This window comes from Rhodococcus sp. NPDC019647 (genome assembly GCF_044389235.1).
GTDB lineage: Bacteria > Actinomycetota > Actinomycetes > Mycobacteriales > Mycobacteriaceae > Rhodococcus_F > Rhodococcus_F oxybenzonivorans.
Window position 1 is genome coordinate 124,969 of the sequence record NZ_JBIRXS010000012.1, and the last position, 13,808, is coordinate 138,776.

A 13,808-nucleotide genomic window follows, 5' to 3' on the forward strand; every position below is an offset into this window, starting at 1 on the left:
GAATCGGTAGGTGACCCTGCACGAGCTGACGCACCGATCGACTTCATTCCCGTCATCGGATATGCCGATGACGCACTGGTGGTGGCTCTCGTTCTACGCTCGGTGACCCGTCGAGCCGGCGCACACGCGCTTGCCCGGCATTGGCCCGGCACTCCTGAAGGTCTTGCGGCCGTTCAACATATCGCGCAACCGGGAGCGCACCGTCGTGCCTGACGGTGCGTTCGGATGGGAGGCGCTCCGGAAAGCTTGCTCCGGCTCAGTGTTTGAACACGTCCTTGACTCGCTCGGCGGCCTTCTTCACACTGGCCTTCCTTTGGTCCGCTTTGCCAATGTTCTTCAGCTCGTTGTCTCCGGTGGCCCGGCCGATCGATTCCCGGGACCTTCCCGCAGCGTGCTGGACGGCGTTCTTGGCCTTGTCGACGATGCTCATGGCGTGCTCCTCCGAGTGGATGACGTCCACTGCAATCCTAATCCGATTGCGGTTCGGCCACTCGACAACTTCTCCGGTGCACATCCTTTCGATACGTCCCCGGCCGCACCAGGACTAGGCTGGCTTCGTGCGGTCGGCATCGGACCCGACCGGGGATCGGGAGGAGCCTGCCGTCAGCCGCAAACGCTGTGACACGCGCGAGTTCACCTATACCGAGGTGGGCGCCAGTCGCGACCTTCCGTTTCCGAGTGGATACCACCATCTCGACGAGCAGAAGGTGATCGGTCGTGGTTCCGCAGTGTTCGACTCCGCCGTCGCACAGCTGTTCACCTGGGGGATGCACCGCGGCGCCGGCGTGAAGGTCGGCCTCAATACTCCTACGGCGACTCCCGACGCCGCCGTCGAGCTTCGGTGGGGGATCGGTCCGGTCGGACTCACCTTCTGTTGCCGGGTGATCTACGTCGTCGACGAGCCCCGTGTCAAGGGTTTCGCCTACGGGTCGCTCGAGGGACACCCGGAAACGGGGGAAGAGCGATTCGTCATCGAACACCGACCGGACGACACCGTCGTCGCGAGTATCTCCGCTTTCTCGCGGCCCGGCCGGTGGTTCACCCGACTCGGCGGCCCCGCGAACCGGGCAGTGCAGAAGGTGATGACGCGGCGCTATCTCGACGCGTTGGTCTCACAGAAGCGATAACTTCGCGTCCTGCTGTCGGAGAACTGCATGCACGGCCGCGCCGTATGCCAGATGCGGGACGATGTCGCTGAGCCAATCCTGGACCGACCAATTCCGCGGATCACTGATGCCGCGGACGGCGATCGGGATGTCCGTGGCAGCCATCGCACCCGCACCGATGGCTACGGCACCTGCTGTCGGCGACAAGCGAATTCCGGTGCGGCGGACCAGGCCGGCGCCCACTGCAATGCCCAGGCCCACAGCAATTCCGCCGAGTGCGCCCAGCCCCGTCCGGCGGGACTGAATGGCACTTCCGCGCCCCGGTATTCGAACTCCGAGACTCGCGGCGACCGAATCGATCGTCTCTTCGGGGACCGTACTTGCGGGACGGCCGCGGACCACCATGTCGAGGTACGTCACCGTGTTGAGTGCGGTCACCCCGGCCGCTCCCGCGACGAGCCCGGACGTGACTGTGTTCATGACGACCCTCCCCGAAAAATTCGGCCGGATGCAGCGCGGATGCGCTCACAGAGCGAGCATCCCCACTCGGTGGAGTCGGCAAACCTCACGGGTAGCAGTCGGCGGCTGCCGCTGCGGTCAAGCCAAGGACAGCCGCTCGACGTGCCGCACAGCGGCCTCGAGGTGCCGGTCCGCGGTGGTCAAATCCAGACGGGCGTCGCTGAGATTGTCGATCACCTCGAGCACCATGGATTCGTCGCTGCTGGTGAGCATGCTCCGGTCGAGCAGGTCGAATGCTTCGGTCAGGTCCTTGATCCGCTGTTCGAACGCGTTCAGATCGGACCGCAGTCGAGCGGTGGACTGGGCAAGGTCGTCAACCGTTGCGGTCATGCCGGCACCCCTCGTTCGCACCTCGTCGGGTCGCGTCCGCGGAAAACCGGGCGGCCTGACTCCACCAAAGAGTTACCACCGTTCCTTGATTGGTAAACCAGGCGCGCCGGTCTCGTCGACGGGCACACGGGCGAACGATGCGGGTTATGGTCGTGCGGTGACCGATCCGTGGCAGCCCGGCGCGGCCGGCGTGCTGGAACTTCCGTCGGGTCGACGCGTGCGCGGACGGGGGCTGAGGCGCCCGCTTCCGCCCGCTCCCCATCCCACCTTTGCGCTGTATCTGCTGGGCCGCCGCCCGCCGTCCGTCGAGTGGGACCATCGCTGGCTTCGCTGGCCCGATTTCTGGTTGCCGTCCGATCGCAGCGAGGCGACGGCTGCGCTACGCGAAGTGTGGGCGCGCGCAGAGTCGGATCGCGTCGAGATCGCCTGTGGGGGAGGCGTCGGGCGCACCGGCACAGCGCTTGCCTGCCTCGCCGTACTCGACGGAGTGCCCAACTCGGCGGCGGTCGACTACGTCCGCCGGCACTATTCTCCCCGTGCCGTGGAGACACCGTGGCAACGCCGGTTCGTTGTTCGCTTCCCGTCTGCCGACGAGCCGTGAGTCGTCGGCGTGACCGACGGTTGGCTCACGACGTCCGGCGCCTCTAGACATGCAAGGACATCCAACTATAGGATGGGCTACATATTCGGAACTCCCTGATTCATCGAGCAAGAAACGGGTTCGCACAATGGTTCAAGAGCTATCCCACTTCGTCGGCGGCAAGCGTGTACCGGGTGCCTCCAACAGGTTTGGCGACGTCTACGATCCCAACACCGGTGCGGTGCAGTCGCGGGTGCCGCTGGCGGACAAGGCCGAGACCGAGGCGATCATCGCCAACGCGGTGGAAGCGCAGCGCGAATGGGCCGCTTTCAATCCGCAGAAGCGCGCACGCATCCTCATGAAGTTCCTGCAGTTGGTGCAGGGCGAGATGGACTCGCTGGCACGCCTGCTCTCGTCCGAGCACGGCAAGACCGTTCCCGACGCGAAGGGTGATATCCAACGCGGACTCGAGGTCATCGAGTTCGCTGTCGGCGCCCCACATCTGCTCAAGGGTGAGTACACCGAGTCCGCGGGCACCGGCATCGATGTGTACTCCATGCGCCAGCCACTCGGTGTCGTCGCCGGGATCACCCCGTTCAACTTCCCGGCCATGATTCCGCTGTGGAAGGCCGGACCGGCCCTCGCGTGCGGTAATGCCTTCATCCTCAAGCCCTCCGAGCGCGACCCCTCGGTGCCGCTGCGCCTCGCCGAACTGTTCCTCGAGGCCGGTCTGCCGGCCGGTGTCTTCAACGTGGTCAACGGTGACAAGGAAGTGGTCGACGTCCTCCTCACCGACGACCGCGTCAAGGCAGTCGGTTTCGTCGGGTCCACCCCGATCGCGCAGTACATCTACGAGACCGCTGCTGCCCACGGCAAGCGCGCGCAATGCTTCGGTGGCGCCAAGAACCATGCCATCGTCATGCCCGACGCCGACCTCGACGAGGTGGCCGACGCGCTCATCGGCGCAGGTTACGGTTCGGCCGGCGAGCGCTGCATGGCCATCTCGGTTGCCGTTCCGGTCGGCGAGGAGACGGCCGACGCTCTCGTCGCGAAGCTGAAGGAGCGTGTCGCCGGCCTGAAGATCGGTCGCAGCGACGACGAGAACGCCGACTTCGGACCTCTGGTTAGCAAGGACGCCCTCGAACGCGTCGACAGCTACATCCAGATCGGCATCGACGAAGGTGCGGAGGCCGTGGTCGACGGCCGCGGGTTCACTCTCGAGGGCCACGAGAACGGCTTCTTCGCCGGGGCCACCCTGTTCGACAAGGTGACCACGGACATGCGGGTATACAAGGAAGAAATTTTCGGACCCGTCCTGCTGGTGGCCCGTGCCGCCGACTACGAAGAGGCGCTGCGTCTGCCCACCGAGCACGAGTACGGCAACGGCGTCGCGATCTTCACCCGCGACGGCGACACCGCCCGCGACTTCACGAACCGCGTGAACGTCGGCATGGTCGGCGTCAACGTCCCGATCCCCGTGCCGATCGCCTACCACACGTTCGGCGGCTGGAAGCGCTCCGGCTTCGGCGACCTCAACCAGCACGGTCCCGACTCGTTCCGCTTCTACACCAAGACCAAGACCGTGACGCAGCGCTGGCCTTCCGGCAAGAAGGAAGCAGGGTCCGCTCCTGACAACCATTTCGTCATCCCCACCATGAACTGAAACGGAACCCGATGTTCACCTTGACCGATGACGAGCGGGCGATCAGTGAGACGGCCCGTGACTTCGCGGCCGAGCAGCTGGCGCCGTATGCCGTGGAGTGGGATCAGTCCAAGCATTTCCCGGTCGATGTGCTGCGTAAGGCGGCGTCGTTGGGGATGGGCGGGATCTACATCCGGGAGGATGTGGGTGGCTCGGAGCTGACCCGGGTAGACGCGGCCCGGATCTTCGAGCAGCTCGCGAGGGGGTGCCCGTCGATCGCCGCCTATATTTCGATCCACAACATGGTGACGTGGATGATCGACAGGTTCGGCACCGAGGAGCAGCGGCGTGCGTTCGTGCCGGGGTTGTGTGCGATGGATCAGTTGGGTAGTTACTGCCTGACCGAGCCGGGTGCCGGGTCGGATGCGGCGGCGTTGAGCACCCGGGCGGTCCGCGACGGCGATTCCTACGTGCTCAATGGGGTCAAGCAGTTCATTTCCGGTGCGGGGACGTCGGATGTGTATGTGGTGATGGCCCGCACCGGGGAGGGTGGGCCGAAGGGGATTTCCGCGTTCATCGTGCCGAAGGAGTCGGCGGGGCTCTCGTTCGGGCCGAACGAGGTGAAGATGGGCTGGAACGCCCAACCGACCCGGCAGGTGATCTTCGAGGATGTGCGGGTGCCGGCGGCGAACCTCCTCGGCACGGAGGGGGGTGGGTTCCGGATCGCGATGGCCGGGTTGAACGGGGGCCGGCTCAACATCGCGGCGTGCTCGGTCGGTGGTGGGCAGGCCGCGCTGGAGAAGGCGGTCGCGTATCTGGCGGACCGGAAGGCGTTCGGTGCGCCGCTGCTCGAGTCGCAGGCGTTGCAGTTCCAGCTCGCCGATATGCGCACCGAACTCGAGGCGGCCCGCACCCTGTTGTGGCGGGCCGCGGCCGCCCTCGACGAGGGGGCCCCGGAGGTGGTGGAGCTGTGCGCGATGGCGAAGCGGTTCGCCACTGACACCGGTTTCGAGGTCGCCAACAAGGCGTTGCAACTGCACGGCGGGTACGGCTATCTGGCCGAGTACGGCATCGAGAAGATCGTCCGGGATCTGCGGGTGCACCAGATCCTCGAGGGCAGCAACGAGATCATGCGGGTCGTGATCGCCCGCAGCATCGTCGCGGGCGCCGGACACGGAAAACAAGGAGCGGCATGAGCGAGACAACCACCACGACCCCCGAGGTCCTGATCAGCACGAGCGGCGGTGTGGGCCGGCTGGTGCTGAACCGGCCCAAGGCGATCAACGCCCTCAACCACGGCATGGTTGGGCAGATCGCGGCGGCGCTGGCCGCATGGTCCGACGACGACGAGGTGCGGGCGGTGGTCCTCACCGGGGCCGGTGAACGAGGCCTGTGCGCGGGCGGGGACATCGTGTCGATCTACCACGACGCCCAAGAGGGCGGCACCGGGTCGCGGGAGTTCTGGCGGGACGAGTACATCCTGAACGCGGCCATCGCCCGCTACCGGAAACCGTATGTGGCGATCATGGACGGCATCGTGATGGGCGGCGGCGTCGGGGTCTCCGCGCACGGCAGCGTCCGGGTCGTCACCGAGCGGTCGATGATCGGGATGCCCGAGACCGGGATCGGGTTCGTCCCCGACGTCGGCGGCACCTACCTGTTGGCCCGCACCCCCGGCGAGTTGGGCACCCACATCGCGTTGACCACCGCCCGCCTGAGCGCCGGGGACGCGATCGCGTGCGGATTCGCCGACCACTACATCCCCTCGGCGAAGATCGAGCAGTTCGTGCAGAAGCTGTCCGACACCACGGTGGAGGAGGCGCTGGCCGCGTTCACCGAACCCGCCCCGCCCTCGGAACTGCTGGCGCAGCAGGGGTGGATCGACGCCGCCTACTCCGCGGGCAGTGTTCCCGGCATCATCGCCCGCCTGCGCGGCAGTGGGGTGCCGGAGGCGGAAAAGGCGGCCGAGCAGATCCTGTCGAAGTCGCCGACCGCGTGCGCGGTCACCCTGCAATCGTTGCGCCGGGCCCGGGCGGCGGGCAGCCTCGAGGAAGTGTTGAACGAGGAGTTCCGGGTGTCGGTGGCGTGCCTGTCCTCCCCTGATCTGGTCGAGGGCATCAGGGCGCAGGTGGTGGAGAAGGACCGCAACCCGCAGTGGTCCCCCGCCACGATCGACGAGGTGACCGACGAGCAGGTCGAGGCGTTCTTCGCCCCGCTCGGGGACCTCGAACTCGGCCTCACCCCACCCACCCCCACAGCCACAGCCACAGCCACAGCCGTTCCGGCTGCTTCGATTAGCGATACGCGTCCAGGAGGGACTGCATCATGAGCACTATCGGATTTCTCGGACTCGGCCACATGGGTGGTCCGATGGCGGCCAACCTCGTCAAGGCCGGGCACACGGTGGTCGGTTTCGACCTCGCCCCGGCCGCCCTCGAACAGGCCACCAAAGACGGGGTCACCGTCGCCGAGTCGGCCGTCGACGCCGTCCGCGAGGCGGAGGTCGTGATCACGATGCTGCCGAACGGCAAGCTCGTCCTCGGCCTGTATGCGGAGATTTTGCCGGCCGCGAAGCCGGGCACCCTGTTCATCGATTCCTCCACCATCGACGTCGCGGACGCCCGCGCCGCGCACGAGGAGGCGGTCACCGCCGGGCACCGTTCGGTCGACGCCCCCGTCTCCGGTGGGGTCGTGGGCGCGGCCGCGGGCACCCTCGCGTTCATGGTCGGCGGCAGCGATGAGGACTTCGAGGCCGCGAGGCCGCTGCTCGAGGTGATGGGCAAGAAGGTGGTGCACTGCGGCAATCCCGGCAACGGGCAGGCCGCGAAGATCTGCAACAACATGATTCTGGGGGTGTCGATGATCGCGGTCAGCGAGGCCTTCGTCCTCGGCGAAAAGCTGGGTTTGAGTCACCAGGCGTTGTTCGACGTCGCCTCGAACGCGTCCGGTCAGTGCTGGGCGTTGACCACCAACTGTCCGGTGCCCGGACCGGTACCGACCAGCCCGGCGAACAACGACTACCAGCCCGGGTTCGCGGCCGCGTTGATGGACAAGGACCTCGGTCTGGCCGCGACCGCGCTGACCACCAACCATGTTCAGGCCGACCTGGGTTTGCGGGCCGCCGAGCTGTATCGCCGGTTCCACGCCGCCGGGCACGGCGGCGAGGACTTCTCGGCCATCGTCAACGACATCCGCGACCGCTCCACCGCACAGACCGCGCAGGCCGGGGGGAACCAGTGACCGACTTCGAGACCATTCTGCTCGACCGTCAGGGCCGGGTCGGGATCATCACCCTGCACCGCCCGAAGGCCCTCAACGCCCTGAACTCACAGCTGATGCGCGAGGTCGTCTCCGCGGTGGAGGAGTTGGACGGCGATGCCGAGATCGGGGCCATCCTGATCACCGGATCCGATCGGGCGTTCGCCGCCGGCGCCGACATCAAGGAGATGCAACCCAAGTCGTACATGGACGTCTACCTCGACGACTTCTTCTCCGCCTGGGACACGGTGGCCGCGGCCCGCACCCCCACCATCGCCGCGGTCGCCGGATACGCGCTCGGCGGTGGATGCGAGTTGGCGATGCTCTGCGACATCCTGATCGCCGCGGACACCGCGAAGTTCGGGCAACCCGAGATCAAACTCGGGGTCATCCCCGGGATCGGCGGCTCGCAGCGGCTGACCCGGGCGGTCGGTAAGGCCAAGGCCATGGAACTGTGCCTGACCGGCCGGAACATGGACGCCGAGGAAGCCGAACGCGCCGGACTGGTCTCGAGGATCGTGCCCGCCGCGGACCTGCTCGACGAGGCCCTGCAGACCGCGACCACCATCGCCGACATGTCGCTCCCGGTGGCGATGATGGCGAAAGAAGCCGTCAACCGGTCCTTCGAAACCACCCTCACCGAAGGAATCCGCTTCGAACGACGAGTCTTCCACTCCACCTTCGCCACCGAAGACCAAAAAGAAGGCATGACCGCGTTCGTCGAAAAACGCCCACCAGTCTTCAAACACCGCTAGTAGCCGTCACGAGAACTGTTGCCCCGCACCAAAAACACGGTGCGGGGCAGCAGTCGTCTCACCATTTGGTGGGGGCGTCTCCGGTGTCGAAATCGCCTGCCGCGCGGCGCAGTTCGGCGAGGATCGTGACCAATTGTTCCAGCTTGTCGCCGGACACGCCGGGACTCGAGAACACCTGGGCGTTGAGTCGCTCGGTGGACTCGACGGCGAGTTTCCTTCCCGCGTCGGTAATTTCGATCAGGGTCGCACGGCGATCGCTGGGGTGGGGCACGCGTCGCACGAGATTCGCCGTCTCGAGCCGGTCGACGGCGTTCGTCACGCTGGTCGGGTGAACCTGAAGGCGCGCGCTGGCCTTCGCCATCGGGAGCGCGCCGGTGCGCGTGAACGTCAGCAGTGTCAGCAATTCGTACCGGGCGAACGTGAGCCCCGACGGCTTGAGTACCTCTTCCACCCGGGCCATCATGATCTGCTGTGCCCGCATCACCGAGGTCACCGCAGCCATCCCGTCGGCAACATCACCCCAGCCGTGCTTCGTCCACTGCCGGTGGGCCTCTTCGATGGGGTCGAGATGAAGTGGTGACGGTGGTGGCATGCGTCGATCATCCCATGTCGGGTGACGGGCTGCGAAAGCGCGCGGACCGTGCCGTCAGCGCGCGTCCGCCCGCGCGGTGGCCAGCAGTGCCACGAGTCCGAGGGCGACGCACATCGTCATCGTCGCACCGAGGGCGACTCCCGTATTGCCGAGGACTCCGACGAGTGGAGCGATGAGCGCGCCGACGCCGAACTGCAGGGCGCCGAGCATGGCAGCGGCCGTGCCGGCTGCCTCGCCATGCCTGCCGAGTGCCAGTGCCGGGGCGTTGGGCAGGACGAACCCGACACCGGCGAGCAGGAACCACAGTGGAATGACGAAGCCGACCAGACCGCCGAGTTCGAGGTAGGCGGTCACAAGCAAGGCGGCGCCCGCTACGGTCGCGAAGGCCAATGAGGCGATCGTGATCTGCTGGGGCGACCACCGGGCGAGGGCGCGGACGTTGAGCTGGGAAGCGCCGATCAGAGCGATCGAACCTGAGCTGAACAGCAGCGCGAACTGCTGCTCGTCGAGGCCGTACTGATTCTGGAACACGAAGGACGCGCCGGAGACGTAGGCGAACAACGAGGCCATCCCGACGCTGGAGACCAACGTGAGCACCATGAACTTGCGGTCACCGAGAAGGCTCTTGTACGTCGACAGCACCGAGGAGAGGTTGCTCGTGCGTCGTCGCTCCGGTGGGAGCGTCTCCTTCAGTGCGAGTGCACCGATCAGTGCCGTGAGCGTTCCGATGAGCGCCAGGACGACGAAAATTCCGCGCCAGTCCAAAGCGATGAGGAGCGCGCCGCCGATGCTGGGGGCGAGCACGGGTGCGACACCCAGGACGAGCATCAGCCGTGACATGACGATCGCGACCATGTTCCCGCTGTACAGGTCACGTACCACGGCAACGGCGACGACGGCGGCAGCGGCGGCGCCGATGCCCTGGAACACCCGGAGCGCACCGAGCACGGCGACGGTCGGCGCGAAGACAGCGAGCACTGAGGCGAGGACATGCAGGCCGATTCCGGCGATCAACGGTCGTCGGCGCCCGAGGCTGTCCGCGAGCGGACCGACGATCAACTGGCCGAGCGCGAGGCCCAGCAGCGTCCCGGTGATGGTCAACTGCACGGCCGACGACGACGCACCGAGGTCGGTGCCGATGTCGGGGAGGGCGGGCAGGTACATGTCGATGGTGAACGGTCCGAGCGCGATGAGAGCGCCGAGCACCAGCACGATCCGCAGGCTCGGCCGATCGGCTGCGGCGGTGCCGGTGTCGGGGGTTGCTTCTGTCGGAAGTCGGGTAGGTGAGGCGGAGGTCTCATCGATAGCCGTCATAAGGGGGGACAGCAACGAGGACACCTGGTTTGTTCCCGCATCGGCGTGTCGGCCCGGAAGCGGGATCAAAATCACAGTGAATCGAAACCTTTCGGCGTCGATGTCCTCCGGGCAGTATCAGCTTTACCCCGCGGGTGTGGCTGAGATGGTGAGGCACCGGCCTGCAAAGCCGTTCACACGGGTTCGAGTCCCGTCACTCGCTCGCGGAAGACCGGCAGGCGCACGATCCGCCTGCCGGTCTCGATACGTAGGCGCGGGTAGTAGCGCGTGCCGATCACCCCTCTTCGAGGCGAATGCCGTGGTCGACGCCTGCGGCCGGAAGCAGACAGTAGAGGCCGCGCTCGCAGAGGTCGATCATTTCTGAGCGCGACATCGTCGGGTGATCGACCCACGACAAAACGATCTCTTCCATAAATGCCTGCCATCCCTGGATCGCCGCCTCGAGTGCCGGGGTCGTCGATACTCCGACTTGCGCGAGCGCACGTCCGATCTCCTGGGTGAACGTGCGCCGCATTCCCCGGTAGATCTTTCGCATGCCGTCGTCCCCGCTGCCCGCCATGCGCATGACGGCCAGATAAATTGCGGGGTGCGCGATCACCGCCTCGGCGAACGTCTCGACACCCGCACGCAGTTGCGCCGAGAGGGGGAGCGACGTGTCGGGCGTCATCCTCCGCTGCAACTCGGTGGCCGAGGCTTCGAGCACTGCGTTGCGAAACCCGTGCTTGTTCTTGAAGTAGTGGAACAACAGTGGCGACGAGACGCCTGCCTCGGCCGCCACCTGGTCCATCGACAGCTGCTCGAACGGCACCGAGTCGAGGAGTCGCATGGCGACGTCGAGGATCTGCGCGCGCCGATCTGCGGGGGAGCGGGGAGCGGCGGGCATCTCTGCACTCTAAGGGACGGGACGGCATACCCCATTGACTTTCACTCAACGGTGTACGTAACGTCGTGTAACACCAACTGAGTGTGAGGAGCGCAACATGTCGGACTTCGACATAGTGGTCGACGGAGGGCTGTGGTTCGACGGAACCGGGTCTGCGCCTCGCCGCCGAAACCTGGGCATTCGCGACGGAGTCGTCGTCAGGGCCTCCGCGGAGCCCCTCCCCGTCGGGCCCGACACCGAAGTGATCGATGCGGCGGGGAAGTGGGTGGTGCCCGGCTTCGTCGACGTGCACACGCACTACGACGCCGAGGTCCTGGTCAGCCCCGGTCTGCCCGAATCCGTCCGGCACGGCGTCACCACCGTTGTCCTCGGGAACTGCTCGTTGTCGACGGTGTATTCGACACCCCGTGAATGCGCCGACCTGTTCAGCCGGGTCGAGGCCGTACCCCACGACTCGGTGCTGCGCATCCTCGACGACAACAAGAGTTGGCAGAATCCGGCCGAGTACGTCGACGCGCTCGAATCGCTTCCGCTCGGTCCCAATGTTGCCGGTTTCATCGGGCACTCCGACATTCGCACCCGCGTGCTGGGGCTCGGCCGCGGCACCGACAGGCGGGTGAAGCCCAGCGCCGGAGAACTCGAGCGGATGGGTGCGATGGTCACCGAGGCCCTCGATGCGGGTTTCCTCGGTCTGTCATCGATGACGAATGCGCTCGACAAGATCGATGGCGACGAATATCGTTCGCGTTCTTTGCCTTCCACTTATGCGCGGTGGCGCGAATTCCGCTTCCTCAATCGGATCCTGCGCGAGCGCGGCAAGATCCTGCAGAGCGCACCTACGATCAACCTGCATCCCAACATTCTCGGATTCTTCGCCGAGAGTTCGGGTCTCGGCCGCCGCAGGCCTCTCAAGACGTCGCTACTCTCCGCGGCGGATTCCAAGGCGTACCCGCCGATCGTGTACTTCATGCTCGGCGCTGCGCCGCTGCTCAACAGATTCGCCAAGACCGACTTCAAGTGGCAGCACCTGCCCGTGCCGTTCACCGTGTACGCGGACGGCATCGATCTGGTGGTGTTCGAGGAGTTCGGCGCGGGCGCGGCCGCGCTGCACCTCAAAGACCAGGTGGAGCGCAACGCGCTGTTGCAGGACGAGTCGTACCGGCGCCAGTTCCGGAAGGAGTACGACGACAAGTTCAGCCCGCGCATCTGGCACCGCAACTTCTACGACGCCGTCATCGTCGGATGTCCCGACGAGACGTTGATCGGCAGCACCTTCGGCGCGGTCGGTGAGCTGCGCGGTGTCCATCCCGTCGACGCCTACCTCGACCTCGTCGTGAAGTACGGCACGGACCTCCGGTGGCGCACCACCATCGCCAATCACCGGCCGAAGTTCGCGAAGAAGCTGGCCGCCAGTTCCGGTGTGCAGATGGGCTTCGGGGACGCCGGCGCGCACCTGCGCAACATGGCTTTCTACAACTACCCCATCCGGTTGCTGAAGCGTGTCAAGGACGCGCAGACCGACCGCACGCCGTTCCTGACGGTCGAGCGGGCCGTCCACCGCCTCACCGGCGAGCTGGCCGACTGGTACGGCATCGATGCCGGTCACCTGCGGGAGGGCGACCGCGCCGATCTGGTCGTGATCGACCCCGCCGGACTCGACGACACGGTCGACGGACTGTTCGAGGCCGAGGTTCCCGAGTACGGCGGCCTGCGAAGAATGGTCAACCGTAGCGACGGCGCCGCTGTCGCTACCGTGATCAACGGCAAGCTCGTCTACCGGGACGGACAGTTCACCGGTGGCTTCGGCGTACACAAGACGGGGAAGTTCCTGCGCGCCGGGTTGTCCGGTGCGCACGCCCGTGACCGTGTGGAGAGTGATCGATGACAGGCAACGGACGCGTCACCACGTTCATCAGGAACGGGCTGACGTTCGACGTTCGCGACGAGGGTCCGATCGACGGAGCCCCCGTGGTGCTGCTCCACGGTTTCCCACAGGATTCGAGATCATGGGACAAGGTGGCGCCACTACTGCACAGGCGCGGTTTCCGCACCCTTGCGCCGGACCAGCGCGGCTATTCGGCCGCGGCCAGGCCTCGAGCCCGTTGGGCGTACCGCAGCTCGGAATTGGTAGCGGACGTCGTCGCGCTCATCGACCAGGCAGGCCTCGGCCCGGTGCATGTCGTCGGGCACGACTGGGGCGCTGCGGTGGCGTGGGGTATCGCGGCGGAACGGCCCGACCGGATCCGCACGCTCACGGCGTTGTCGGTGCCGCACCCGGCGGCGTTCCTGCGGGCGATGCTCACCAGTCGACAGATCCTGCTGTCCTGGTACATGTTCGCGTTCCAGCTGCCGTGGATCCCGGAGCGGATGATCGCCTCGGACGGTTACGGCTACCGTGCCCTGCTCTCCAGCGGGCAGGCCCCGGACCGGGCGAAGCGCGACCTCGAATCGATGCGCGACCGGAGTCGAGCTCGGGGGGCCCTGAACTGGTATCGCGCAATGTTCTTGGCCTCGCCGGGTTCGGTGACCGGCAAGGTCCGCGTACCCACTCTCTTCGTCTGGAGCGACGGCGACACGGCAATCGGCCCGGTAGGACCCGAACTGACCGCGAGGTTCGTCGACGGCCCGTTCACGTTCGAGGTGCTGCACGGCGTAAGCCACTGGATCCCCGACGAGGCCGCCGAGCGCCTCGACGAACTACTCGGCAACCACTTGCACGATCGCTAGCGATCCGTCGCGATACCTGGCACTCGCCGGGTGTCGTCACACCGACCGGCTGTCCGCTGTCGGTGAACGCCGCCTCGTCCGGGAACATCGTCTGGAAAACTC

15 protein-coding genes, 1 tRNA gene and 1 pseudogene are annotated in these 13,808 nt (G+C 66.4%); 11 read left to right on the forward strand and 6 right to left on the reverse strand.

The genetic code is table 11. From position 1 onward, the window contains the following. Nucleotides 1-39: 39 nt before the first annotated feature. Nucleotides 40-213, forward strand: a pseudogene (locus ACH49N_RS21680) (YkvA family protein); the annotation flags it as partial. Nucleotides 214-256: 43 nt separating this feature from the next. Here the strand turns inward: ACH49N_RS21680 and ACH49N_RS21685 are convergent. Continuing rightward, nucleotides 257-430 carry a CsbD family protein gene (locus ACH49N_RS21685; protein ID WP_109334986.1) on the reverse strand — a complete coding sequence of 58 codons (174 nt, stop codon included), beginning with the start codon at nt 428-430 and terminating at the stop codon, nt 257-259. Nucleotides 431-557: 127 nt separating this feature from the next. On the opposite strand from ACH49N_RS21685, the gene ACH49N_RS21690 reads away from it, so the two are divergent. Next, on the forward strand, nt 558-1,127 hold the full coding sequence (locus tag ACH49N_RS21690) for a DUF1990 domain-containing protein (RefSeq protein ID WP_358274605.1): 570 nt from the start codon (nt 558-560) through the stop codon (nt 1,125-1,127). Here ACH49N_RS21690 and ACH49N_RS21695 read toward each other — a convergent pair. Both ACH49N_RS21695 and ACH49N_RS21700 read right to left on the reverse strand, forming a co-directional pair. After that, complete coding sequence (locus ACH49N_RS21695; protein WP_358274607.1) at nt 1,113-1,586, reverse strand: hypothetical protein; 474 nt, start codon at nt 1,584-1,586, stop codon at nt 1,113-1,115. The genes ACH49N_RS21690 and ACH49N_RS21695 overlap by 15 nt on opposite strands. Before the next feature lie 117 nt (nt 1,587-1,703). Further along, the gene (locus tag ACH49N_RS21700) at nt 1,704-1,955 is read right to left on the reverse strand and encodes a hypothetical protein (RefSeq protein ID WP_159921120.1); all 252 of its coding nucleotides are present in this window, start codon (nt 1,953-1,955) and stop codon (nt 1,704-1,706) included. A 157-nt stretch (nt 1,956-2,112) separates the two neighbouring features. Here ACH49N_RS21700 and ACH49N_RS21705 point away from each other — a divergent pair, with 157 nt between their 5' ends. From ACH49N_RS21705 to ACH49N_RS21730, 6 genes are all read left to right on the forward strand, one after another. Beyond that, complete coding sequence (locus ACH49N_RS21705; RefSeq protein ID WP_250770197.1) at nt 2,113-2,556, forward strand: protein-tyrosine phosphatase family protein; 444 nt, start codon at nt 2,113-2,115, stop codon at nt 2,554-2,556. Between the two features lie 127 nt (nt 2,557-2,683). Next, complete coding sequence (locus ACH49N_RS21710; protein WP_358274609.1) at nt 2,684-4,198, forward strand: CoA-acylating methylmalonate-semialdehyde dehydrogenase; 1,515 nt, start codon at nt 2,684-2,686, stop codon at nt 4,196-4,198. 11 nt (nt 4,199-4,209) lie between these two features. After that, nucleotides 4,210-5,373, forward strand: a complete 1,164-nt coding sequence (locus ACH49N_RS21715) for an isobutyryl-CoA dehydrogenase (RefSeq protein WP_358274611.1) — start codon at nt 4,210-4,212, stop codon at nt 5,371-5,373. Further along, nucleotides 5,370-6,506, forward strand: coding sequence for an enoyl-CoA hydratase/isomerase family protein (locus ACH49N_RS21720; protein ID WP_397504765.1), 1,137 nt, complete (start codon nt 5,370-5,372; stop codon nt 6,504-6,506). Before ACH49N_RS21715 ends, ACH49N_RS21720 begins: the two co-directional genes overlap by 4 nt. Beyond that, nucleotides 6,503-7,417 (forward strand): 3-hydroxyisobutyrate dehydrogenase, encoded by a 915-nt coding sequence (gene mmsB / locus ACH49N_RS21725; protein ID WP_358277487.1) that lies wholly within the window; start codon nt 6,503-6,505, stop codon nt 7,415-7,417. Before ACH49N_RS21720 ends, mmsB begins: the two co-directional genes overlap by 4 nt. Then, nucleotides 7,414-8,190 (forward strand): enoyl-CoA hydratase, encoded by a 777-nt coding sequence (locus ACH49N_RS21730; RefSeq protein WP_358277485.1) that lies wholly within the window; start codon nt 7,414-7,416, stop codon nt 8,188-8,190. The genes mmsB and ACH49N_RS21730 overlap by 4 nt, the downstream gene beginning before the upstream one ends. A gap of 58 nt (nt 8,191-8,248) precedes the next feature. Here the strand turns inward: ACH49N_RS21730 and ACH49N_RS21735 are convergent, their stop codons facing one another. Both ACH49N_RS21735 and ACH49N_RS21740 read right to left on the reverse strand, forming a co-directional pair. After that, entirely contained in the window at nt 8,249-8,782 is a 534-nt protein-coding gene (locus tag ACH49N_RS21735) for a MarR family winged helix-turn-helix transcriptional regulator (RefSeq protein ID WP_250777246.1), read from the reverse strand. A gap of 54 nt (nt 8,783-8,836) precedes the next feature. Continuing rightward, nucleotides 8,837-10,171: a multidrug effflux MFS transporter gene (locus ACH49N_RS21740; RefSeq protein WP_397504766.1), complete on the reverse strand. Its 1,335-nt coding sequence runs from the start codon at nt 10,169-10,171 to the stop codon at nt 8,837-8,839. 55 nt (nt 10,172-10,226) lie between these two features. Between ACH49N_RS21740 and ACH49N_RS21745 the strand changes: the two genes are divergently transcribed. Then, a tRNA-Cys gene (locus tag ACH49N_RS21745) sits at nt 10,227-10,298 on the forward strand. A 72-nt stretch (nt 10,299-10,370) separates the two neighbouring features. Here the strand turns inward: ACH49N_RS21745 and ACH49N_RS21750 are convergent. Further along, complete coding sequence (locus ACH49N_RS21750) at nt 10,371-10,979, reverse strand: TetR/AcrR family transcriptional regulator (RefSeq protein WP_358277483.1); 609 nt, start codon at nt 10,977-10,979, stop codon at nt 10,371-10,373. Nucleotides 10,980-11,076: 97 nt separating this feature from the next. Between ACH49N_RS21750 and ACH49N_RS21755 the strand changes: the two genes are divergently transcribed. Together ACH49N_RS21755 and ACH49N_RS21760 are read left to right on the forward strand one after the other, a co-directional pair. Continuing rightward, on the forward strand, nt 11,077-12,864 hold the full coding sequence (locus tag ACH49N_RS21755) for an amidohydrolase family protein (RefSeq protein ID WP_358277481.1): 1,788 nt from the start codon (nt 11,077-11,079) through the stop codon (nt 12,862-12,864). After that, nucleotides 12,861-13,706 (forward strand): alpha/beta fold hydrolase, encoded by an 846-nt coding sequence (locus ACH49N_RS21760; RefSeq protein WP_358277479.1) that lies wholly within the window; start codon nt 12,861-12,863, stop codon nt 13,704-13,706. Before ACH49N_RS21755 ends, ACH49N_RS21760 begins: the two co-directional genes overlap by 4 nt. Nucleotides 13,707-13,808 lie beyond the last annotated feature (102 nt).

Coding starts and splice junctions, on each gene's coding strand:
- ACH49N_RS21720 (WP_397504765.1), top strand. CDS start 5,370: ATGAGCGAGACAACCACCACGACCCCCGAGGTCCTGATCAGCACGAGC.
- ACH49N_RS21695 (WP_358274607.1), bottom strand. CDS start 1,586: ATGAACACAGTCACGTCCGGGCTCGTCGCGGGAGCGGCCGGGGTGACC.
- ACH49N_RS21685 (WP_109334986.1), bottom strand. CDS start 430: ATGAGCATCGTCGACAAGGCCAAGAACGCCGTCCAGCACGCTGCGGGA.
- ACH49N_RS21715 (WP_358274611.1), top strand. CDS start 4,210: ATGTTCACCTTGACCGATGACGAGCGGGCGATCAGTGAGACGGCCCGT.
- ACH49N_RS21760 (WP_358277479.1), top strand. CDS start 12,861: ATGACAGGCAACGGACGCGTCACCACGTTCATCAGGAACGGGCTGACG.
- ACH49N_RS21735 (WP_250777246.1), bottom strand. CDS start 8,782: ATGCCACCACCGTCACCACTTCATCTCGACCCCATCGAAGAGGCCCAC.
- ACH49N_RS21710 (WP_358274609.1), top strand. CDS start 2,684: ATGGTTCAAGAGCTATCCCACTTCGTCGGCGGCAAGCGTGTACCGGGT.
- ACH49N_RS21755 (WP_358277481.1), top strand. CDS start 11,077: ATGTCGGACTTCGACATAGTGGTCGACGGAGGGCTGTGGTTCGACGGA.
- mmsB (WP_358277487.1), top strand. CDS start 6,503: ATGAGCACTATCGGATTTCTCGGACTCGGCCACATGGGTGGTCCGATG.
- ACH49N_RS21750 (WP_358277483.1), bottom strand. CDS start 10,979: ATGCCCGCCGCTCCCCGCTCCCCCGCAGATCGGCGCGCGCAGATCCTC.
- ACH49N_RS21700 (WP_159921120.1), bottom strand. CDS start 1,955: ATGACCGCAACGGTTGACGACCTTGCCCAGTCCACCGCTCGACTGCGG.